Source organism: Deinococcus sp. AB2017081 (assembly GCF_034440735.1).
GTDB classification, from domain to species: Bacteria; Deinococcota; Deinococci; order Deinococcales; family Deinococcaceae; genus Deinococcus; species Deinococcus rufus.
Map to the genome: position 1 here is coordinate 3,167,302 of NZ_CP140098.1, position 22,018 is coordinate 3,189,319.

Genomic DNA, 22,018 nt, shown 5'->3' on the forward strand with positions numbered 1-22,018 from the left:
GCGGGCCGTGCCGTAATGCCGCCGTAACTCGCGGGGCCGAAGGTACCAGGCAGGAGGTCAACCATGCTTGTCAGGGACGCCATGCACCCCCGGGTCGTGACCGCCGACCCGAACGAGACGCTGCCAGAGGCCGTGGTGAAGATGCAGGAGCTGCATGTCAAACGTCTGCCCGTGATGCACGGGGGGCGGCTGGTGGGCATCCTGACCGACGGCGAGGTGCGCCAGCATCTGCCCACCCTGGACGAGGGCCTGACCCCGTGGGCCTTCGCGGGCCGGGCCGGACGAGTCCATGTGCGGGAGGCGATGCGGATACCGGTGTTCACGGTGCTGGCCACCGAGCCCCTGGACCGGGCCATGACGGTCATGCTCGACCGGCGCGTGGGTGGGCTGCCCGTGCTGGACGACGACGGCCAGCTGTGCGGCATGCTGACCCTGACGGACGTGCTGCGGGCCTCCACGCACGCCGCCCGGCTGGAGTGGGGTACGGTGGAACAGCACATGACCACGGCTGTCGTGAGTGTCCCGGTCACTGCCCCCGCCGCCGATGGCGCCGCCCGGCTGACGGTCAGCCGCCTGCATGTCCTGCCGGTGCTGGACGGCCAGACCCTGGTCGGCCTGCTGCACGAGCGGGACGTGACCCAGGCGGTCGGGCGGGCACAGGCCATCCACGGCAAGACCCTGATGGGTGCCCAGTTCCTGCTCGACGGCCGCACCGTGCGCGACCTGATGCGTGCGCCCAGCGGCGTCCTGCGCGAGAGCACGCCCCTGCACGACGCGCTGACCCGCATGCTGGAACTCGACGTCCACGGTCTGCCCGTGATCGACCTGGACGGCACCCTGCTGGGGGTCGTGACCATCAGCGATGTGCTGCGGGCCATGCTGCGCCGCGAGCCGCACCCCTCATGATCCCGGCAGCTCACAACATCACCTGAAGCACGGTCACGCCCGCACGGACATGGTGTACTCCACGCATGTTCACAACGCACCGGGCCGCGCTGCTGGCGCTGGCCGCCATGGGCGCGGCGCTCACCACCACCGCCCGCGCCACCCTGGAAGACGATGCCCGCACCATCCTGACCTACGGCCCACGCGTGGCCGGTTCTCCCGCCAACGAGCAGGCCCGCACCTACCTGGAGGCGCAGTTCCGCGCCCTGGGCTACGAGACGCGCCGCCAGCCCTTCAGCTACCCCCGCTTCGACGACCTGGGTTCCGACGTGCAGGTGGGCACGCAGACCCTGACCGGCCGCGCCATGCAGGACTCGGTGGGCGGCAGCGTCAGCGGCGCGGTGGTGCGTGTGCCCGGCATCGGCAGCCCCGAGGACTTTGCGAAGGTGGATGTGAAGGGCAAGGTCGCGGTGGTTCAGCGCGGCCAGATTCCCTTCGTCCAGAAGGCCCAGAACGCGATCGCGGCCGGGGCGACCGGCGTGATCATCGTGAACAACACCCAGGGCGAACTGCGCGGCACACTGGGCAGCCGAACCGCCCTGCCCGTCCTGGGGGTCACGCCTGCCACGGGCGAGGCGCTGAAGGACGGCGCGAGCATCACCCTGAACGTCCGCGTGCGCGAGGGCGACGTGCAGGCCGTGAACCTGATCGCGTATAAGAGCGGCGTGACCGCCCCGCAGATCCTGTTCGGGGCACACATGGACTCTGTGGCCGGTGCGCCCGGCGCGAACGACAACCTGAGCGGCAGCCTGACCGTGCTGGAGATCGCCCGCCGTGCCGCGACCACGCCCCTGGGCACCCGCAGCTACTTCATGCTCTTCGACGGCGAGGAGGACGGCCTGCTCGGTTCCCGCGCCTTCGTCAAGGACAACACCGCCCTGGTCGGCGGCCTGAAGGCCATGCTGAACTTCGACATGGTCGGTGTGAACGCCGCGCCCCTGACCGTCTCGGGGACAGCCAGTCTGGCCGAGACCGTCCGCCGGGCTGGTCTGTCCGCCCGCGACTCGGACATGGGCCGGAGCGATCACGTGCCTTTCCAGCAGGCCGGCGTGCCCGCGCTGATGTTCTACCGGGGCGAGGACGCCAACTACCACCAGCCCGGCGACACGGTCTATGACCCGGCGCTGCTGCGCGACACAGCGGACGTGGCCGTGAAGGTGGCCGATGCGGTGCTGAGTGCCGTACCCGCGAACTGAGGCCCACAAGCAAAAGCCCCCGCCATGCGCGGGGGTTTTTGTGGTGCGGATGCCCAGACTTGAACTGGGGACCTCACGCTTATCAGGCGTGCGCTCTAACCAGCTGAGCTACACCCGCGCACCGTGGGCCACTGCCCTTGCGGACAGGCGGCAGTCAATGTAGCAGGGGGGCGGCGGGGTGTCAACGCTGGGGCGCCGGGCGTCAGCGGGGCCAGGGGGTGGTGCCGGGCGGCGGCGTCAGGCTGGCGTGGATATCCAGCGCGTAGCGGTCGGTCATCCCGGCGACATAGTCGCACACCGCACGCTCTGTTCCCCACGTGGCGGCCAGATCACGGTACGGCGGCGGGAGCATGCTGGGCCGGGCCAGCAGCGCGTGGAACAGCGTGGTCAGCACCCGGCTGGCCTGCTCGACCTGCATCTCGACGCGCCAGTGGCGGTACAGGTTCTCGCGCAGGAAGGTGGCCGAGCCGCGCAGCAGGTCGCGGACATGCGGGCTGTACGTGATCAGCGCGTGCGGGGACGTGCGGGCGGCGTGGGCACTGTCCAGAGGCGCGGCATGCAGGGCGGCGTCGCTGCTCTCGCTCAGGTCGGTGATCAGCCACCCCAGCAGTTCGCGGTGCAGGTGCCGCCGCTCGCGGTCGGAGATCCGCGTGCCGTCCACCCCGGCGCGGCCAAGCAGCTCCCGCCACAGCGGCACGTCGGCCAGCTGGGCGGGGGTCAGGAGGCCGCTGCGCAGGCCGTCGTCGAGGTCGTGGGCGGTGTAGGCCAGGGCGTCGGCGGCGTCCACGACCTGCGCCTCCAGGCTGGGACGGCCCAGGTCGGCGCGGTCGTGCTTGTTCAGGCCGTCCAGGGTATCCAGCGTCAGGTTCAGGCCGGGCGCGTCCGGGCGCCGGTATTCCAGCAGCGTGACGATCCGCCGCGCCTGGGCGTTGTGGTCGAAGCCCCCGTGCCCTTCCATCAGGGCGTTCAGGACGCGTTCGCCCGCATGACCGAAGGGCGGGTGCCCCAGGTCGTGGGCCAGGGCGATGGTCTCGGCCAGGGTCTCGTTCAGGCCCAGGGTCAGGGCGACGCTCCGGGCGACCTGCTGCACCTCCAGCGTGTGGGTCAGGCGCGTGCGGTAGTGGTCGCCGCTGGCGTTCAGGAAGACCTGGGTCTTGGCCTCCAGCCGCCGGAAGGCCGTGGTGTGCAGCACCCGGTCGCGGTCTTTCTGGAAGGCGGTGCGGGTGGCACCCTCCGGCTCCGGGTGCTCGCGGCCACGTGACTCCTGGCTCAGGGTGGCGTACGGAGCCAGCGTGGCGGCCTCGCGGGCCTCCAGTTCAGCGCGGGTGACCATGCGGACAGTCTGGCAGAGAGAAGGGCGCAGAGGGATGGCAGCAGAGGGCAGAGGGCTTGAAGCTCCGCGCCCCAACTCTGTGCCGTCTGCTGTCTGCCCTCAGCTCTCGGCAGCCTTATACCAGTTGCGGTCCCAGCGGTGCCCGTACAGCTGCTGCACCTGCTCGGCTGGCAGCCCCTTGCCGTCGGCCAGGGCGACGTTGCGCTCGACGTTGCGAACCGAACGCATACCCACGATCACGGTGCTCACAGCCGGATGCGACAGCACGAAGCGCAGGCTGGTCTCGGGCAGCTGAGCGGTGCTGATCCCCAGGTCGGACTCAATGGCCCGCAGGTGCGACTGCAGCTCGGACTTGCGGGCGCCGCCGAAGTACGAGTTGCGCCAGTCGCCGTCCGGGAAGGTGGTCTCAGGCGTGATGTTCCCGGTCAGGCTGCCCTCGTCGAGGGCCACGCGCACGATCACGCCGACGCCGTTGGCGCGACAGGCGTCCAGCAGCCGATCCTGCGGCGACTGGTCGAACACGTTGTAGATGACCTGCACGGTCTCGACCACGCCGGCCTCGACCGCCTTCACGGCGTTGTCCGGCTGGTGGTCATTGATGGAGATCCCGAACGAGCGGATCTTGCCGTCCTTCTTGAGCTGCGCCACGGCGTCCTGCCAGTCGCCCTGTCCCAGCCACGCGTCGTTCCAGACGTGGAACTGCTGCACGTCGATGGTGGGCAGGCCCAGGCGCTCCAGGCTGGCGTCGGTCATGGCGACCACGTGGTCAGCGGGGAAGGCCTGATCGGCGGTGGTGCTGTCGGCGGCGGGCCACTGCTGGTTCTTCGGGCTGATCTTGGTGGCGACCAGGGTTCCGGGGTACTCGCGGGCGACCTGACCGACCAGCCGCTCGCTGTGGCCGCTGCCGTAGCCCATGGCCGTGTCGATGAAGTTGCCACCCAGGTCGAGGTAGCGGCGCAGGGCTCCCAGGCTCTCGTCGTCCTGGGCGCCGATCCACATGTCCGCGCCGATGCCCCACGCGCCGTAGCCGATCTCGGTGACGTTCAGGCCGGTGCGGCCCAGGGGGCGCTGGTGCAGGCGGGTGTTCGAAGTGGTCATACGGGGACTGTAACGATTCAGGGTGGATGAATCCAGCCACGCAATCTTCACGCGACCCCCCGGAGTACGCTGCGCGGATGACTGCCCCGGCCCCCGCTCCCCTGCCCGTCATCTCCCCGCAGGTGCGCCGGCTGGCAACCGTGGGACTGGTCGTCGGGGTGTTTCTGGCCGCGCTGGAGGCCAGCGTGGTGGCGACCGCCATGCCCAGCGTGATCCGCGAGCTGGGCGGCGAGCATCTGTACGCCCTGCCGTTCGCGGTCTACCTGCTGACCAGTACGGTGTCCAGCCCGCTGTGGGGCCGCGCCAGCGACATCGTGGGGCGCCGCCGCCTGTACCTGTGGGGGGTGGTGATCTTCCTGATCGGCTCGGCGCTGTGCGGGATCAGCCAGAACATGCCCACCCTGATCGCGGCGCGGGCCGTGCAGGGCATCGGGGCCGGGGCGCTGCTGCCGCTGACCCTGACCATGATCGGGGAGCTGTACACCCTGGCCGAGCGCAGCCGCGTGCAGAGCTTCATCTCCGGTGTGTGGGGCGTGTCGGGCCTGCTGGGGCCGCTGCTGGGCGGCTGGCTGACCGAGGCGCTGTCGTGGCGCTGGACGTTCTACGCCAGCCTGCCGTTCGGGATTGCCGCCCTGATCATCGCCCTGCGCTCGTTGCCCGAGACCGGGCAGCCCCGCGCGGCCAACCTCGACTGGCCCGGAGCCGTGCTGTTCACGGCGGGTAGCGGCCTGATCGTGTGGGGGCTGGAACAGCGCCAGTGGGTGCTGGTCGGCGTGGGTGCCCTGATCCTGCTCGCGGCCATCGCGGTCGAGCGGCGGCACCGCGATCCTCTGCTGCCCATGCGGGCCCTGCGCGACCGCCTGCCGCGCGTCGCCTTCGCCGGGAACCTGCTGGGGGGTGCGGCGTACTTCGGCGTGATCGCGTATCTGCCGCTGTACGCGCAGGGTGTGACGGGCGGGAGCGCCACCGCGGCCGGCGCCATTCTCACGCCCATGCTGGTCGGGTGGACGCTGACCGCCATCGTGACCGCGCGGCTGGTCAAGACCGTCCCGCTGGCCCGCATCGCGCAGGCCGGCTTCCTCGTGCTGGTCGTGATGTTCGCCGCGCTGATCTTCGCCGTGCATGCGCCGCTGTGGGTCACGAGCGTCCTGGGCTTCGCGGTGGGCACCGGCATGGGCTTCGCCATGCTCAGTCTGCTGCTGGCCGCGCAGGAGGGCAGCCCCCGTGCCGAACTGGGCGCTGTGACCAGCGGCGTCCTGTTCGCCCGTCAGATGGGCGGCGCCCTGGGCGTGGCCCTCATGGCCCTGCTGATCGGCCCGGCGGCCATCGAGACGGGTGGCTACCAACTCGCCGAGGGCCTGCGCCGCGCCTACGAGCTGTCTCTGGGCCTGGTGATCGTCGCCTTCGTCCTGAGCCTGCTCCTGCGCGTGATCCCTGCCAGTCAGAGCGGAAGGGCCAGCGAGCGGCCAGTGAGCGTGGAGTAGGGAGAGAAGAACCCCTCACCCTTCCGTCGCTCCGCTCCTCCCTCTGCCACGCTTGATGTGAGATGAGAAGAGGCCGTTTCGGGACAAAATAGAAATTCGGCGTCCAGTACGAGGGCGAGCTGCGCCCGCCACCCCCTCCCAACCTCCCCCGCAAGGGGGGAGGGGTTAAAACATGGCGTCTACGTTGATGGAACTTTGTTCAGGCGGGGAGGAGCTGAAAACCGAAGCCCCTGCCCCTGACCGAATGCCATCGGGCGCAAAGCGCACGGGCGGTGACGGCGTGAACGCAAGAAGCAGGTATGCCGCCTCCACAGCCTGGAGAACACGGCCACCAGCGCCGTCCAACACGCACTTTGCCGAGCGCAGCGCTGAGCTCCCCTGCCCCTCTGGGGTAGGGGCTGGGGGTGGGGTAGCCCGCCGCAGGCGCCCACCTTCCACCCCACCTCCTCACGCCACCGGGTAGAAGAACACCGCGAAGGCCAGGATGGCGTACACCCCCAGCAGCAGGACCCCCTCCAACCAGTTCGTCTCGCCGTCACGGACGACCGAGTTCCCGATCAGCACGGCCGCGCCGATGGCGATGAGTTCCAGCGGGGTGACGACCAGGTTCATGGGCTTGCCGACGATCAGCCCCGCCAGCACCAGCAGCGGCGCGACCAGCAGCGCGACCTGCACGGTGGAACCCAGGCTGATGGTCATCGAGAGATCCATCTTGTTGCGCAGGGCGAACATGACGGCGGCGGCGTGTTCGGCAGCGTTGCCGATGATCGGGATCAGGATCAGGCCGACGAAGAACTCGGTCAGGCCCAGGCTGGCGGTGGCGGCTTCCAGGGTACCGACTAGGAATTCCGACATGAAGGCCACGCCGATCGTCGCGGCGGCCAGCACCCCCACGGCCACCGGAACGCTCCACAGCGGGCCGTCGTGCTCGTCGTGGGTGCCCTCGTCGTCGGACGTCGAGAGGATGTCCTTGTGGGTGCGCAGCGTGAACAGGATGTACGCGACGTACATGATGATCAGCACGACGGCGGCGGCGTCGCTGAGGTTCACGTCCAGCTGGGCGACCAGTTCCGGAGCGACGGCCCGCGCCGAGAGATCGAAGATGGTGGGGATGCTCAGCGCGATCAGGCTGATGGTAAGCAGGCTGGCGATGGTGCTGGCGGATTTGAGGTTGAACTTCTGCTCCTTGTATTTCAGGCCGCCCAGGAACACGGCGAGACCCATGACCAGCAGCAGGTTCCCGAGGATCGAGCCGATGATGCTGGCCTTGACGACCTCCAGCTTGCCCGCCTGAAGCGCGAAAAAGGCGATGATCAGCTCGGTGGCGTTGCCGAAGGTGGCGTTCAGGAGGCCGCCGACGGTACTGCCCGCCCGCACGGCAAGCTGTTCGGTGGCGTTGCCCATGATCCCGGCCAGCGGCAGGATCGCCAGACACGCGCTGATGAAGATCAGCGTGGGGTTGCCGTGTGTGATCTCCAGAAACACGGCGATGGGCAGGAAAATCAGCAGGGCGTTAAGCCACTTCATGAATGTGACCTCATACACGCAGCGTAGGCGCGGGCGGATGGCCACGGAAGGGGCCGTGCGTTCATGTTCGGCGCTGCCCGCCGGACGATGAGGGTCACGGACACCCGTGGTGCCCCTCTGGTAGCCTGCAAGGCGGCATGGCGACGGTGGCAGAACTCCGGGAGAAGCTGCGGCGTCCACTGAGCGCCGAGCTGGCGTCCGGCTGCCAGAACCGCGTGGTGGCGGGCGGCGTGGAGAAGCTGCTGGCCTCCCCGCTGGGCAATCCCTTCCCGAAGGTGCGCGAGACGCTGCGCGGCTACGGCGAATGGGACGCCGGGGCGCGCGAGGCAGCGATCCGGGCGGCCCTGGCGCTGCTGGTGGACGAGCAGGCCGCGGTGAAAGTGCCCGCGAAGACGGCGGCGAAGGTGGCCACGCCCGTCGCGGCTCCCGGCGAGAGATTGCCGCCGGACGCGCCGGTGGAGCGCCTGAACACCGGCCCGGGCGGTGCCCGCAAGCTCCAGTCGCTGGGCCTGCACCTGCTGCGCGACGTGCTCCACGCCTACCCCCACCGCCACGAGGATCGCCGCGCGCTGCCGGATCTGGCCGAAGTCGAGGAGGGCCAGAAGGTCACGGTGGAGGGCCGCGTGGTCGCCAAGTCCCGCCGCAGCCCGCGCCCGGGCATGCTCGTCATTGACGTGACGCTGGAGACGCCGTCCGGCGGGCGCGTGAAGGCCACGTGGTTCAACCAGCCGTGGGTCGAAAAGCAGCTGCGCGAGGGAGCCCGGCTGGTGCTGACCGGCCGCGTGAAGAAGTTCGGGCGCAGCGTGCAGCTGGGTGTGGAGCACCTGGAGACCGTGGACGCCGCGCAGGACAGCCTGAGCACCGGGCGGATCGTGGGCGTGTACGACAGCAAGGACGGCATCTCGCAGGAGTTCCTGCGCCGTGCCGCGCACCGCGCGCTGGAGACCGTGCCGCTGGACGACTACCTGCCCGCGCACTGGCGGCGGCAGTACGCCCTGACCGACCTGGGCGACGCGCTGTGGGGCATGCACTTCCCGCACGACGAGGCGCACCTGTCGAGGGCCGGCGCTCGCCTGCGCTTCGACGAGTACCTGTTCCTGGAACTGCGCATGCTCCTCCAGGGCGAGGACGCCGTGCTGGAGGGCAAGCGCTTCAACGCGAAGAGCGACGACATCCACACCTTCGAGGGCGCGCTGCCGTTCCGCTTCACGAACGCGCAGCGCCGCGTGCTGCTGGAGATCACCGACGACATGCGCAGCGACCGGCAGATGGCGCGGCTCGTGCAGGGCGACGTGGGGAGCGGCAAGACCGCCGTGGCCGCGTGCGCCCTGTACCTCGCGGTGCGCGACGGGTACCAGGGCGCGCTCATGGCCCCCACAGAGATCCTCGCGCGGCAGCACTACGCGAACCTCGTCGGGTACCTGGGGCAGCTCGACGTGCGCGTGGGCCTGCTGATGGGCGCGATGACCCCTAAGGCCAAGCTGGAGATGCAGACGCGCATTGCCGAGGGCAGCGTGGACGTCGTGGTCGGCACACAGGCCCTCATTCAGGAGAACGTGCGCTTCGACAACCTGGGCCTCGCCGTCGTGGACGAGGAACACCGCTTCGGCGTGCAGCAGCGGCGCAAACTGCTGAGCGGGCGGCCGGACGTGCTGGTCATGTCCGCCACGCCGATTCCCCGCTCGCTGGCGCTCACCGCGTATGGCGACCTGGAACTGTCCATCATCGACGAGCTGCCGCCGGGCCGCACGCCGATCGAGACCAAGCTGATTCAGGACAACTTCCGCGCGCAGGCCTACGGCTTCGTCATGGGCCAGATCCGCGAGGGCCGGCAGGCGTTCGTGGTCACCGCCCTGATCGAGGAGTCCGACACGCTGGAACTCCTCGCCGCCACGCAGCTGGCCGACGACCTCAAGGCCATCCTCCCCGAGGCGCGCATCGACCTGCTGCACGGCAAGATGTCGGCTGCCGAGAAGGACTACGTGATGGAACGCTTCCGGGCGCGGGATTTCGACATCCTCGTGTCCACCACCGTCATCGAGGTCGGGGTGGACGTCCCCAATGCGTCGGTCATGGTCATCGAGAACGCCGAGCGCTTCGGCCTGGCGCAGCTGCACCAGCTCCGGGGCCGCGTCGGGCGTGGCAGTGCCAAGAGCTACTGCGTCCTGATCGCGGGCGAGCACTCCCAGAAGACCCGCAAGAGATTGAAGATCATCGAGGGAAGCACCGACGGCTTCGTCATCGCCGAGGCCGACCTGAAGCTGCGCGGCCCCGGCGAGATCCGCGGCACCCGCCAGAGCGGCATCCCCGACCTGCGGCTGGCCGACCTCGCCAACGACACCGTGATCATCGAACAGGCGCGGGAACTGGCGAAGCACATCCTGGCGCACGACCCGAAGCTGGAGCACCCCAGGTTGCAGTACCTGCGGAGCGAACTGCAGAACCGGAGCCAGAGCGTGGCGTTCCGGGAGGTGATCTGAGTTCGCTATAAAAGAATTTATTCGGTAATACCCATTGAAAAGTCTTCAACTCGCGCATTTAAGAAACCAGCATTTTCTATTCTTCTAGCCATCCCCTCAATATAGTTTGCTGTTGACATATATTCCATTTGATCAATTATTTCCACTCGCCCGATATCATCTAGTCGAGCAAGTTCCATAAAAAATCCTGTAAAACTCTCAAACGAGAACGGGATTAGCTCAAAACGGTTCGTATTAGTATCAAAATATCTATATAGAATGATTTCTGGATCGACTGCCCTATCGCCATTAAGATTAAAAGAATACGCTATATATATCAGATTCTTATCTATCACTCCGATTGAAAGTGGATCGTATCCATCTATTTTTAATCTGATAAAAGCATCTGGGTGGTTTCCAATCCCATATTTTTTAAAAATTACGTTGATAATCATCTGCATATACGAACAGTAACCTGAGAAATTTTGATAAGTATCAGGATTGGGATTGTTCATATCACGATCGGCGGATATTTGTGATTCAACGCGAGGCAGACTATCTGCGATTTCGATTGTATCCTGAACACACTTATTGACATCCCTATTTACTTCTCTACCGGTAAATCTTATAACTCTGAACCCCTTTTTCGATAAGTATCTGTCCCTCTTCGCGTCATATTCCCTCTGCTCTTTACTTGAATGGTAATCGTGCCCATCCAGTTCAACAATTAATCGCCTCTCCGGGATATAGAAGTCGACTCGGTACTTCCAGTCCACCCAAACCTGCCATTGAAGTGATCTAATTTTAGGACGTGCAGCGTTTAAAAAGGACTCTTCGATGTATGAAAATGTAAGATTTTCGTCCACAGAACGATCATACACATCCGCTGGGAACATTGACGACTCAAAACCGGCTCGGCTCGAATGTCCCCTCTTCCACTCGTCGTGTACGTGGATGTGGACGAGACGCTGGTACGCAACGCGGGCCGGGCGCGGATTCCCATTCCGGGGGCAATCCAGCATGTGCGCGAGCTGGCGGCGCAGGGTGCGGAACTGTACTGCTGGAGTTCCGGCGGGGCCGCGTATGCGCGGGACAGTGCGCGTGAGGTCGGGCTGGAGGAACTGTTCACGGCGTTCCTCCCCAAACCACAGGTCATGCTCGACGATCAGCCAGTGGGCACATGGCGAAGGCTGGTGCAGGTGTATCCGCTGGCGTGCGCGGGCGGGTCGGTCGAAACATACCGGGCGGCCCTGTCGCGCGGCCGCCTGGAGTGAGCCCAACGCCTACTTCACCGTGATCGGCACGCTGAACAGCGTCGGGTTGGGGCTGGCGGCCTCGGTGGAGTAGCGGATCTCGTACTCGCCGGGCGTGGCAGGAAGTTTCAGGGTGCCGGGGTTGCCGCCTCTGGTGTAGAAGTACACGGTGTAGGTGCCGACCGGAGCGCCCTTCGGCACGATGGTCACGTACTCGTCGGGATGTCCGGGGCCCGTCCAGCGGATCTGGATGCTCTCGCCCGCCCTGCCCTCGCGCGGGGCCTGGAGGCTGTAGGTGGCCCCGGTCAGGGTGATGGGCCGACTTGCCAGCGTGGGGTTGGGGCTGGTGGCCTCGGTGGAGTAGCGCAGTTCGTACTGGCCGGGTGCCACGGGCGTCTTCAGGCGGCCCGGATTGCCGTCGCGGGTGTAGAAGTAGGTCAGGTACGACCCGACAGGCGCGCCCTGTTTCACGATGGTGACGTAGTCGCGCGGGTTGCCGGGGCCAGTCCACGACACGGTGATCTCGCTGCCGGCGACGGCCGTGTCCGGCCCCTGGACGGCGTAGGTGTTGGCGCTCAGGGCCAGCGGCGCGGTGGCGAGCACCCGGCCCGAGCGCTCGTTGTTGTAGCGCACCTCGTAGTCACCGGCCTGGACGGGCGCGGTCAGGGTACCGGGGTTGGCGTCCCTGGTGTAGAAATAGTCGGTATACACGCCATCGGCCGCACCCTTGGGCACGATGGTCACGTAGTCCCCGACGTTGTTCGGCCCCTGCCAGCCGACCTGAATCCGGCTGCCTGCGGCGGCGGTCTTCGGCGCGGTGACGCTGACCGCAGCGCGTTTCGGTGTGAACGGGGCGCTGCGGCCGATGACGCGGGTGCTGCCGTCCGGGTTGGCGAGGTGGTAGCGGGCCTCGTACTCGCTTTCGTCGTCGGGGACGGCCAGGGTCACGTCGCCGCTGGGCGTCTGGACATAGACGTAGTCGAGGTAGGCGCGGTCGGGATCGCTCTTGCGGGCGATGGTCACCCAGTTCTTCGCGCCGGCGGGAGCGCCGCGGTACGCGACCCGGACACTGCCCCCCGCGACGGGCGGGGTCGGCGTGACGCTCAGCTGGACGCCACTGACCGGCGTGACGTCGAAGGTGAAGGTATTGGCCGCGCCGATGCTGACGCTCAGGCCGCCGAAACTCTGCGTGTCGGTGGCGGTCTTTACGGTAGCGGTGTAGGCCCCCGGCAGGACGCTGGCCCCGTAGGTGCCGCCCGTGTTGTTCAGCGGCGTGCCCACACCGCCCGCGCTGCCGGTAAAGGTCACCGTGGGGCCGCTGGTGACGGGCTGCCCGCCACTCGTCAGGGTGACAGTCACGGGCACGGTCGTCTGGGCGGGCGCGGCCACGGTCTGCACGGCGCTGCCCAGCGCGCTGGCGAGTTCCGGCACGCTGCGGGCATTCACGAAGGTGCCCACGCCCGCGAAGGACTGCTGGGCACGGGCGTCAAGGTCAATCCCGACGATCCGCAGATCGACGTCGATGCCCCTGGTCTTGAACGCCGCCAGCGCCGCCTTCAGGTCGCCCCGGCACGATTCCTGGCCGTCGGTGACGAGCACGATCAGTTTCTTCCCCGTCCCGGTGGGAAAGTCGTTCGCCGCCTGGGTCAGCGAGTACGCGATGGGCGTGGCCCCCCTCGGGCGCGTGGTGTTCACAGTCTGGAGCAGCGCCTGCCGGTCGATGCCCTGCATGGGCAGCGTCAGGGCGCTATCCTCGCACGCGCCGGGCTCGGAGGCGATGGTGCGGGCACCGTACACGCGCAGGCCCACGTTCAGGTTCGGATCGGCGGGCAGCCGCCCGATCAGGTCGGTCAGCACCGCCTGGGCCCCCGCGATCCGGGTCTGGCCGTCCGGCAATCGCGTGAACATGCTGCCCGAGGCATCCAGAATGAGTTCGACGTGACTGGGCGTGGTCTGGGCGTGCGCCGCGCTGCCCAGCACGGCGGCCAGCGCGGCGGCGCGGCCCATCCGGCGGGCCACGGAGGCCACCATCGGCGTGTGCGTGTTCATGGTCTTCCCGTCCCCGGAGCTGCTGGCCGCCCCGACGCCCCAGGGAGGAACCGGGCACGCCCCCCGGCGGCCCCTGACCCTCTGCCCTCCATTGTGACGCACCGCCTTCCCCCACACGGGGGGCCGATCCGCCAGGGCGCTGTGACACGCATGTCAGAGGGCGTGGGCTACGCTACCCCCATCAGCGCACAACACAGCAACGGGCCGGGTGAAGTCCGTCGCGCGGGGGGCCGGAGTCCAGTCGATCCGGCCCTTCCTTGTGCGGCGCTGCACCGGTGGCATGCGCCGCCGCTATGCTGGGCGCATGACCGCAGCGCGGGGTGGACGGATGGATGGCCGGATCGTGCTCGTGACCGGCGCGACGAACGGGATCGGCCTGGAGACGGCGCGGGAACTCGTCCAGCGGGGAGCCCGCGTGACCATCGTGGGCCGCAACCCGGACAGAACCGCGCACGTCGCCAGTACCATCGGCGCGGCAGACACGGTGATCGCCGACCTCTCGGAGCTGAGCCAGGTGCGCCGCGCCGCGGCCGAGATCACGGCCCGCCACGGGCAGCTGGACGTGCTGGTCAACAATGCCGGGGCGCTGTTCAACGCGCGCCGCGAGACCCGCGAGGGCATCGAGATGACCTGGGCCCTGAACCACCTGTCACCCTTCCTGCTCACGCACGAGCTGCTGCCGCTGCTGCGGCGGGGCGCGGCGCCACGGGTGGTGACGGTGTCGTCCGGGGCGCACGCCATGGGCCGCATCCGCTTCGACGATCCCGAGTTCCGGCGCGGGTACCGCGGGTGGCCGGCGTATGCGCAGAGCAAGCTGGCGAACATCCTGTTCACGCGGGAGCTGGCGCGGCGGGAACCGTGGCTCCAGGCCAACACGCTGCATCCGGGTCTGGTCGCCTCGGGCTTCGGGTCGCATCAGGGCGGCACCTTCAGTCAGGTCTACCGCGTCGTCGACCGTTTCTCCCTGACACCGGTGCAGGGCGCCCAGACGACGATCCACCTGGCGGCTGATCCTGTCGCGGTCAGCGGGCGGTATTTCGTGACATCGCGCGAGGTCAGGCCGGCCCCGCACGCGCTCGACGACGGCGCGGCCCTGCGCCTGTGGGACATCAGCACAGCGAGGGTGGCAGCCGGAGCGACGGGCATGCCGGGCCGGACGTGGCCGGAGGTGCTGGCCGAGGTGCGCCGCGTGACCGGGGCATGAGCCCGGCGATCACGCCTCCTTGATACAGCCGGTCTTCAGGAAGTCCTGGATCATGGGTTCCAGGTCGTGCAGGGCCACGTCCGAGCGCATCGCGTACTCGGCCGGCGTGTTCTTGTCGCCCAGTGCCCTGAGGAAGGTCAGCCCGCCGCTGCCATGCTGCATGCGGAAGACCTGATGCACGTCGGTGATGGCATTCAGGGCGTCCCGACCCCGCAGGGTCAGGGCGTAGTGGTGGTGCGCCCACCCGGCCAGACTGCGCGGCAGGATCAGCGTCTGCGGGCGCAGCGGCGCGGGGAAGGCCCCCTCATAGGGCAGGGTGGCGGGCATGGTCGCCACGATCTCGCCACGCACATAGAAGATCGCGCCGGTCGGCCGGGCGTGCAGGCCGGTGAAGTCCTCGGTCAGGTTGAACTTCCACGCCCGTGACCCGATGCCGCTCAGGACGTGCGCGTAGTGCGCCGGCAGCGGGTGGGCGCTCAGGGACGCGCCCTGCTCGTAGAGGTTCAGCAGTTCGCCCAGCGCCTGCTCTCCCGTGGCGCTCGCGGCAGCGGCCGTGACCGTGCGGCCCTCGTAGAGCAGGACATAGGCGCTCTGGTCACCCAGGATGGCGTGCAGATAGCCGTACCACGAGTGCTCGTGCAGGTACTTCAGGAACGCGTGCAGGTCGCAGAAGTTCTGGTTCAGGCCGGTGTGGGTGGCCGGCGACTGCGGCAGGAACCGCGCCAGGAACGGGGCCGCGCCGTGGAACATGGGGCTCAGCTCCGGGATCAGTTCGGCCAGTTCCTCGTTCACGTCGAGCTGCTGCAGCTCGGCGGGCGTGCCAGTCACGCCGTTCTCTGCCTCAGGGGCGTCGTGCGGGAACACCACATCGCCATCGGCGGATGCGGCACGCAGGTCATCACTCATGCGCCCTCCAGCTGACCGGCGCGGTCGTGCAGCGCTGGCGTGGCGTCCGGCCCAGCCAGCACGCTCAGGCCGTGCCGGAACCGCTCCCCGTTGTGAACATAGCGCATGGCGTTGCCGGTGCTGGGTGCCGGCCGAACCACGCGGGCGGGCACACCCACCGCCAGCATGCCGTCCGGGACATGCGCTCCCTCGGGCAGCACCGCGCCGGCTCCCAGCACCGCACCGGCCCCCAGACTGCTGCCGCTCAGCATCACCGCGCCCATGCCGACCAGGCTGCCAGGGCCGCAGATCGCGCCGTGCACGATGGCGCGGTGCCCGACCGTCACGTGGTCGTGCAGCGTGCATGGCCAGCCCAGATCCGTGTGCAGCACGGCGCCGTCCTGGACATTGCTGCCGGCACCGACCGTGATGGCCTCCAGATCACCGCGCAGCACGGCACCGAACCACACGCTGGCCTGCGCCTCGACCCTCACCTGACCGATCACGTCGGCACTCGGAGCGATGAACGCGGTGGGGTGAATCTCGGGGACGTGCCCGTCCAGGGCGTAGCGCGGCATGCCTTCCTCCGGGGGCTGTGTCCGTATGGAGCCGGAACCCCGGCGGGCGGGAGGCGTCCAGTACGGTGCGCAGCGGGTGAACTTGCGGTTCAGATTATCACGCACCCTGCGGGCAGGACGGGCCCGGCCTGCACCGCCCGGCCAGGGGGGGCGCACCTGCGCTGCCTGTGCCGGCGAAGTGCGTGTCCGTGGGCCCTGGCCAGGACGCGCGAGATGTGGTGGAACACGCAGGACGCTCATGCGATACTGGGGGCGTCTCACGTCACGCGCCATCTTGTGGTTCCGGCCCAGAGGGCGGATAACCGGGCAGCGGACCTGCAGATGCAAGGAGAGTTATGGCTCAAGGTCGAGTGAAGTGGTTCAACGTCGAGAAGGGCTACGGGTTCATTGAGCACCCCGGCAACCCTGACGTCTTCGTGCATTACAGCGCCATCCAGAGCGGCGGCTTCCGCAAGCTCAACGAGGGCGACGAGGTCGAGTTCGAGGTGGAGGCCGGTCAGGGCAACAAGGGCCCCCAGGCCAAGAACGTGGTCGTGACCAACGCCGCGCCCGCCCCGATGGGCGGCAGCAGCATGGGTGGCGGCAACCGGGGCGGCGGCAGCCGCTGGTGAGCCGGACGTGACCGGGCAGGCACGCTGCACCGGGCACTGAATCATCGAGTCCAAACAGTCCATTGTCGGGCGGGAACGGCAGCGTTCCCGCCCCTGTCGTCGGTTCCCACCCGCGTGGGGGGGCCGTGGCACGTGCCCCCCCACGCCGCGCCGCCGCGCCATACGATGGCAGGCATGACCGATCTGCCGGTTCCCCGTCCCGCCGACGACCACACGGAGTCCACGTATGGTCGCCACGCGGCCCTGCTGCCCGTGCCGGAGCCGACCAGTGCGCCCGCTCCGGCCACGGTGACGGAATATCCGGTGTCGTTCACGGGACAGCCTGGCGAGTACTTCCGGATCTGGATCGTGAATCTCGCCCTGACCGTCGTGACGCTGGGCATCTATCTGCCGTGGGCACGGGTGCGGACCCAGCAGTACTTCTATGGCCACACGTGGGTGGATCGGCAGAACTTCGAGTACCGGGCCAACCCCCTGGCGCTGCTGCGCGGCTATGTGCTGGTCGGTGTGCTGTTCCTGGGCTATACGCTGGCATCCCAGTTCGAGTACTACTGGATCGCCGTTCCGCTGCTGCTGCTGTACGTGGTGCTGTACCCATGGATGGTGCGCCAGTCGCTGCGCTTCCGGGCGGCCAACACGCTGCACCGGGGCCTGCGCTTCGGCTTCCAGGGCACGACCCGGGACGCCTATGTGGCCTACGGCGCGGCGAACATCCTGGGGGCCATCGGCGGGATCTTCGCGCTGCCGTGGGCGTGGTTCATGCAGCGCCGCTACCAGCTCGACCACCTGGAGTACGGCACGGCCCGTGGGCACTTCCGGGGGGACGTGGCGCCCTTCTACATCATCGCCGTGACCGCCGTGGGCGTGGGGATCGGGCTGGGCATCGTGGTGGCCCTTCCCGTCATGGCTGTCGTGGTGGGCCGGTCTGCGCTGGATGCCGGTTCCATAGACGACCTGGGCAGCGCGGCCGTCATCACCGGGGTGATCGTGGCCTATGTGGCGTTCATCCTGCTGTACACGGTGCTGTGGCAGTACGTGCGGGCAGCGATCATGGGGTATGTCCTCAACCACGCCGAGCTGGGCGGCGTGGTGCGCACCCGCGCCACCTTCCGGCCGTGGCGGCTGGTGTGGATCGGCGTGACGAACGCCCTGGCGGTCGCCTTCACGCTGGGACTGGCCACGCCCTGGGCCGCCATCCGCCGCACGCGGTACATCCTGGAGGGCATCCACGTGCGGGCCATCGCGCCGCTGGACGACTTCGCGGCCGGGGTCTCAGGGCCGCAGTCCGCGCTGGGCGAGGCGGCCACCGAACTGCTGGACATCCAGGTGGGCTTCTGATGGCCGAACGGAGCACCTCCGGCGTGTACTTCGACGGCCGCAGCAGCCGCGACCACCCGGCCACGCTGATGCTGGACGCTGACAGCGTGACCCTCAGCGTGCCAGAGCTGGGCATCACGCAGGTGTGGGGGGCGGCCGAGGTCAGCGTCGATCCGGCGATTCCCGGGGTGCGGCGTGCCCTGATCGTTCCCGGCGGTGGGCGCTACGAGACGCCGGACGACGCTGCGATCAGCGCGTGGGAGCGTCAGGTGGGCCGCAACCGTGCGCTGGGGGGTGTGCGCTGGCTGGAAGGGCGCTGGGGCGCGGCGCTGGCCTCGCTGGTCGTCGCCGTGGCGGCGGTGGCGGCCTTCGTGGCCTTCGGCATCCCGGCCCTGAGCCGGCAGGCGGCGGCCGTCACCCCGCGCAGCGTCCTGACCACCTTCGACCGCGAGACCCTGAAGGTGCTCAGTTCGGGTGACTATGTCGGCCCCTCCAGACTCGGCGCGGCGCGGCAGGCGCAGCTCCAGCGGGCCTTCCGGGACGTGGCCGCGTGGGCCGGCGGCGGCTACGCCTACACGCTGCTCCTGCGCGACGGCGAACCGGACGGCGCGGGCAGTGGCCTGGGGCCGAACGCCTTCGCGCTGCCGGGCGGCACGGTCGTCATGACCGATCAGCTGGTCGCGCTGGCAAGAAGCGACCGCGAACTGATCGGCGTCCTGGCACACGAGACCGGGCACGTCACGAACCGGCACGGGCTGGCCGGGGTCTACCAGGCGCTGGGGCTGGCCGCGCTCACCACGGTCGTCACGGGAGATCTGGTGTCGGCCAGCACCTTTGCCGCCGCCGTGCCCGCCGCCCTGCTGCGCGGCGGCTACTCCCGCGCCGCCGAGACCCAGGCCGACGAGGACTCGGGCCGCTTCATGATGGAGCGCTACCGCACCACCCGCCCCCTCCAGGACATCCTGGCGCGGCTGGAGCGCGAGGTCGGCGGCGGCGAGGACGGAGACGGCGAGCCCAGCGTGTTCGACCTGCTGCGGTCGCATCCGGGCACCGCGCAGCGGATCGAGCACCTGAAAGCCATCGAACGGGACGCGCAGCCGTAACAGCGGCGCTACCCTGCGTGACGTGACACCGAACCGCTCTGATTCCAGTCCAGATCGGACACCCCACCGATCTGGCCTTCCATCGCCGCGATCCGGTGTTGTCTCTGACCCGCTCCGCTCTGCGGTGCAGCTGTACCAGTCGGCTTCGTCCAAGGCTCAGCGGAGGCGTGAATGAAGTTCACCGTGATCGCCACCAGCCTCGATCCCGAGAGCCGCAGCGCGTGGATGTGCGCCCTGGCCGCCCGGCAGCTCACGGCGCAGGGGCACGAGGTCACATTCCTCGATCTGCGCCGCGACCCGCTGCCGCCCTTCGACAACGTGCAGGGGCCGGGCGGCTGTTACGAGCACCCGAACGCGGGGCTGTACCACCGAGCGGTTCAGGAGGCCGACGGCGTGCTGCTGGGCGTGCCCGTGTACAACTGGGGCCTGGGCTCGGGGGCACGGGCACTGGTCGAACTGACCGGCAGCAGCGACGAGTTGCGCGGCCTGCACGGGGCGTGGTTCGACCAGCCCGTGACCTTTCTGGTGTCCGGCGGCCTGGATCACGGCTACCTCAGCCACGGGGCCTTCGCCTTCGGGCTGATGGTAGATTTCCGCTGCGTGGTGAACCCGCATTTCGTGTACGCGACCTCGGCGCACTGGGACGCGCCGGAGGTGCCGGGCGAGTGGCTGGCCGGGCGACTGGAACGCACCGTGAACCGCGCCACCGACCTCTCGGCCCGCCTGAAGGGCCGCGATTACCGGAGCGTATGGGAGATCTGATCGTGGCCCCGCTCTCGCCGGTCGGGCGCACGGAGTTCACGGCACCGAGTCCATCAGGGTCGGTATGACCGTCACCCCTCCCCCACCGCCCACCGAATTCCCCCGTGTGGTCGTGGAACACCCGGACTTCTACGTGGTGCACAAACCCGCTCTGTGGCTCACGCACCCCGTCCACGCGCGGGTCGAGGTGCCGGACGTGATCACGTACATGCAGCGCGAGACCGGCGAGGACGCGCTGTCGCCGCCGCACCGCCTCGACCGCGAGACCAGCGGTGCCCAGGTGCTGAGCCGCGACACGGACGCCGCCCGCAGGTTCTACACGCTGTTCAAACAGCATCTGGTGGGCAAGACCTACGTGGCGATCGTCCACGGCACGCCGGAGTGGGAGCGCCGCACGGTCGATGCCCCACTGGGCGACCTTGGGCTGGGCGGCGCGAACCGTGTTCTGATCCGGCAGGCGGTGGTGCCTGACGGTCGGCCCGCGGTCACCGACTTCCGCGTGCTGGAACGCCGCGCCGGGCACGCCCTGGTCGAGGCCTACCCACGCACCGGGCGGCTGCACCAGATCCGCGCCCACCTGTTCCACCTCGGCCTGCCCATGGTCGGGGACAAGCTGTACGGCCGCGACCCGGACGTCTTTCTGGAGTTCATGGTGACCGGCCAGACGCCTGACCTGACCGCGCGGCTGGGGCTGGCGCGGCAGGCCCTGCACGCCGCCCGTCTGGCGTTTCCATGGGACGGTGCCCAGGTCGTGGCCGAAGTGCCCCTGAGCGCGGATCTGCGGGCCTACTGGGACGGACTGGAGCGGCTTGATCCGGTCGGCGTCACGGCACCGGAGGCCACCACCCCCGCGGACGGCTCCATGACCTCTGCCCCGTATACTCGTCGCACATGACGTCCTCACCTGCACTGGAGCGGGCTCCCGTGAGCCCCTGGGCGCTCTCGGCGTTCTGGTTCGGCACGGCCTTCCACTGGCTGGTGATCCTGCTGTCGCTGGTGCCGGCCAACGTCCTGCTCTTCGTGGGCGAGGAGCGGAAGGGCACCTACGTGGGCCTGCTCACCCTGATCGGCGCGGCCATGGCGCTGATCATCCCGCCGATCGTGGGGGCACACAGCGACCGCACGGGCCGGCGGCTGCCGTACCTGCGCCTGGGCCTGGGCGTGAACCTCGTGGGGCTGGCGGTCATGGCGGTGGCGGTGGCGACCCTGTCGGGCATGAGCGGGTTCTGGGTGTACGTGCTGGGCTTCCTGCTGGTGCAGTTCGGGAACAACTACGCGACCGCGCCGTACTCCGCGCTGATCCCGCAGCTCGTCCCGGCGGCGCAGCGCGGGCGCTATTCCGGCGCGATGGGCATGCTCCAGGCGGCCGGGCAGCTGCTGGGCGCGGTCGGAGCACTCGTCGTGAGCCTGCTGAAGCTCCCGGACGCGGCGCTGTTCGCGCTGGTCGGCGTGATGCTCGTCATTCCGGCCGTGGTGACCATGCGCGGGGTGGGAGCGGCCGACCGCGCCGACCCGGCCCCGGCCAGCACGGCCACCTCTACCCCGGCCCAGTCGTGGCAGGCGCTGTTCGCGTACCGGCCCTTCCTGTGGGTGTTCGTCACACGGGCTCTGTTTGCGCTGGGCCAGTACTCGGTGCAGCCCTTCTTGCAGTTCTACAACCGCGATGTCCTGAAGCAGAACGATCCGGTCACGTCGAACCTGTACATGCTTGCGGCGATCATCGTGGCGAGTATCGCCTCGGCGCTGGTCGGCGGGCGGATCAGCGACCGGGTCGGCCGCAAGCCGGTGATCTACGTGGCCGGCACCACCATGGCCGTCACCGCGCTGCTGTTTCTCGCCGCGCCGGGCTTCGGGGTGGCGCTGGGGCTGGCGGTGGTGTTCGGCCTGGGCTACGGGGCCTTCACGTCCGTGGACTGGGCGCTGGGCAGCGACGCCATGCCCAGCAGTGCCAGCTACGCCCGGGACATGGGGATCTGGCACGTGGCCTTCGTCGCGCCGCAGTTCATCGGAGGGCCGCAGGGGGCACTGCTCGACTGGGGCAACGCGCAGAGCCCCAACCTGGGTTACACCCTGGTGTTCGGGATCGCGGCCGTGTTCTTCGCGCTGGGCGTGATCCTGGTGCGCAACGTGCCCGAGCGCGTGACCGGGCGCACGGCGCAGCCGGCGTAGGCACCCGCTGGAAGGCTCACTCAACCTTGACCGGAAGTTCAGACG

Annotated in this window: 19 protein-coding genes and 1 tRNA gene; 12 read left to right on the forward strand and 8 right to left on the reverse strand. The window is 68.8% G+C overall.

The window, feature by feature from the left end; genetic code table 11:
• Window positions 1–63 precede the first annotated feature (63 nt).
• Window positions 64–906 carry a CBS domain-containing protein gene (locus U2P90_RS15510; protein ID WP_322472829.1) on the forward strand — a complete coding sequence of 281 codons (843 nt, stop codon included), beginning with the start codon at window positions 64–66 and terminating at the stop codon, window positions 904–906.
• A 65-nt stretch (window positions 907–971) separates the two neighbouring features.
• A complete protein-coding gene (locus tag U2P90_RS15515) occupies window positions 972–2,141 on the forward strand; it encodes a M28 family peptidase (protein WP_322472830.1) in 1,170 nt (389 codons plus the stop codon).
• Window positions 2,142–2,182: 41 nt separating this feature from the next.
• Here U2P90_RS15515 and U2P90_RS15520 read toward each other — a convergent pair.
• The 3 genes from U2P90_RS15520 to U2P90_RS15530 all read right to left on the reverse strand — a co-directional run bounded on the left by U2P90_RS15520 (window position 2,183) and on the right by U2P90_RS15530 (window position 4,572).
• A tRNA-Ile gene (locus U2P90_RS15520) sits at window positions 2,183–2,259 on the reverse strand.
• 84 nt (window positions 2,260–2,343) lie between these two features.
• Entirely contained in the window at window positions 2,344–3,474 is a 1,131-nt protein-coding gene (locus U2P90_RS15525) for a deoxyguanosinetriphosphate triphosphohydrolase (RefSeq protein WP_322472831.1), read from the reverse strand.
• Window positions 3,475–3,573: 99 nt separating this feature from the next.
• Window positions 3,574–4,572 (reverse strand): aldo/keto reductase, encoded by a 999-nt coding sequence (locus U2P90_RS15530; protein WP_322472832.1) that lies wholly within the window; start codon window positions 4,570–4,572, stop codon window positions 3,574–3,576.
• A 77-nt stretch (window positions 4,573–4,649) separates the two neighbouring features.
• On the opposite strand from U2P90_RS15530, the gene U2P90_RS15535 reads away from it, so the two are divergent.
• Window positions 4,650–6,056: an MDR family MFS transporter gene (locus tag U2P90_RS15535; protein ID WP_322472833.1), complete on the forward strand. Its 1,407-nt coding sequence runs from the start codon at window positions 4,650–4,652 to the stop codon at window positions 6,054–6,056.
• A gap of 447 nt (window positions 6,057–6,503) precedes the next feature.
• On the opposite strand, the gene cax is transcribed toward U2P90_RS15535, so the two are convergent.
• Window positions 6,504–7,583 (reverse strand): calcium/proton exchanger, encoded by a 1,080-nt coding sequence (gene cax, locus U2P90_RS15540; protein WP_295815858.1) that lies wholly within the window; start codon window positions 7,581–7,583, stop codon window positions 6,504–6,506.
• A gap of 137 nt (window positions 7,584–7,720) precedes the next feature.
• Here cax and recG point away from each other — a divergent pair, with 137 nt between their 5' ends.
• Window positions 7,721–10,063 (forward strand): ATP-dependent DNA helicase RecG, encoded by a 2,343-nt coding sequence (recG, locus tag U2P90_RS15545; RefSeq protein WP_322472834.1) that lies wholly within the window; start codon window positions 7,721–7,723, stop codon window positions 10,061–10,063.
• Between the two features lie 17 nt (window positions 10,064–10,080).
• Here the strand turns inward: recG and U2P90_RS15550 are convergent, their stop codons facing one another.
• Complete coding sequence (locus U2P90_RS15550; RefSeq protein ID WP_322472835.1) at window positions 10,081–10,908, reverse strand: endonuclease domain-containing protein; 828 nt, start codon at window positions 10,906–10,908, stop codon at window positions 10,081–10,083.
• A 57-nt stretch (window positions 10,909–10,965) separates the two neighbouring features.
• Between U2P90_RS15550 and U2P90_RS15555 the strand changes: the two genes are divergently transcribed.
• Entirely contained in the window at window positions 10,966–11,316 is a 351-nt protein-coding gene (locus U2P90_RS15555; RefSeq protein WP_322472836.1) for a DUF705 domain-containing protein, read from the forward strand.
• Between the two features lie 9 nt (window positions 11,317–11,325).
• On the opposite strand, the gene U2P90_RS15560 is transcribed toward U2P90_RS15555, so the two are convergent.
• Complete coding sequence (locus U2P90_RS15560) at window positions 11,326–13,344, reverse strand: vWA domain-containing protein (protein ID WP_322472837.1); 2,019 nt, start codon at window positions 13,342–13,344, stop codon at window positions 11,326–11,328.
• Between the two features lie 304 nt (window positions 13,345–13,648).
• Between U2P90_RS15560 and U2P90_RS15565 the strand changes: the two genes are divergently transcribed.
• On the forward strand, window positions 13,649–14,548 hold the full coding sequence (locus U2P90_RS15565) for an SDR family oxidoreductase (protein WP_322472838.1): 900 nt from the start codon (window positions 13,649–13,651) through the stop codon (window positions 14,546–14,548).
• 9 nt (window positions 14,549–14,557) lie between these two features.
• On the opposite strand, the gene U2P90_RS15570 is transcribed toward U2P90_RS15565, so the two are convergent.
• Together U2P90_RS15570 and U2P90_RS15575 are read right to left on the reverse strand one after the other, a co-directional pair.
• On the reverse strand, window positions 14,558–15,454 hold the full coding sequence (locus U2P90_RS15570) for a hypothetical protein (RefSeq protein ID WP_322472839.1): 897 nt from the start codon (window positions 15,452–15,454) through the stop codon (window positions 14,558–14,560).
• A complete protein-coding gene (locus tag U2P90_RS15575; protein ID WP_322472840.1) occupies window positions 15,451–16,011 on the reverse strand; it encodes a gamma carbonic anhydrase family protein in 561 nt (186 codons plus the stop codon). Before U2P90_RS15575 ends, U2P90_RS15570 begins: the two co-directional genes overlap by 4 nt.
• 335 nt (window positions 16,012–16,346) lie before the next feature.
• Here U2P90_RS15575 and U2P90_RS15580 point away from each other — a divergent pair, with 335 nt between their 5' ends.
• The 6 genes from U2P90_RS15580 (at window position 16,347) to U2P90_RS15605 (ending at window position 21,973) form a co-directional block, all read left to right on the forward strand.
• Window positions 16,347–16,622 carry a cold-shock protein gene (locus tag U2P90_RS15580; protein ID WP_295815846.1) on the forward strand — a complete coding sequence of 92 codons (276 nt, stop codon included), beginning with the start codon at window positions 16,347–16,349 and terminating at the stop codon, window positions 16,620–16,622.
• A gap of 174 nt (window positions 16,623–16,796) precedes the next feature.
• Window positions 16,797–17,960, forward strand: a complete 1,164-nt coding sequence (locus tag U2P90_RS15585; protein ID WP_322472841.1) for a YjgN family protein — start codon at window positions 16,797–16,799, stop codon at window positions 17,958–17,960.
• Window positions 17,960–19,042, forward strand: a complete 1,083-nt coding sequence (locus U2P90_RS15590) for a M48 family metallopeptidase (RefSeq protein ID WP_322472842.1) — start codon at window positions 17,960–17,962, stop codon at window positions 19,040–19,042. The genes U2P90_RS15585 and U2P90_RS15590 overlap by 1 nt, the downstream gene beginning before the upstream one ends.
• A gap of 171 nt (window positions 19,043–19,213) precedes the next feature.
• Window positions 19,214–19,804: an NADPH-dependent FMN reductase gene (locus tag U2P90_RS15595; RefSeq protein ID WP_295818176.1), complete on the forward strand. Its 591-nt coding sequence runs from the start codon at window positions 19,214–19,216 to the stop codon at window positions 19,802–19,804.
• A 64-nt stretch (window positions 19,805–19,868) separates the two neighbouring features.
• On the forward strand, window positions 19,869–20,699 hold the full coding sequence (locus U2P90_RS15600; protein ID WP_322472843.1) for an RluA family pseudouridine synthase: 831 nt from the start codon (window positions 19,869–19,871) through the stop codon (window positions 20,697–20,699).
• On the forward strand, window positions 20,696–21,973 hold the full coding sequence (locus U2P90_RS15605; protein ID WP_322472844.1) for an MFS transporter: 1,278 nt from the start codon (window positions 20,696–20,698) through the stop codon (window positions 21,971–21,973). The genes U2P90_RS15600 and U2P90_RS15605 overlap by 4 nt, the downstream gene beginning before the upstream one ends.
• The last annotated feature ends 45 nt before the right edge of the window (window positions 21,974–22,018 follow it).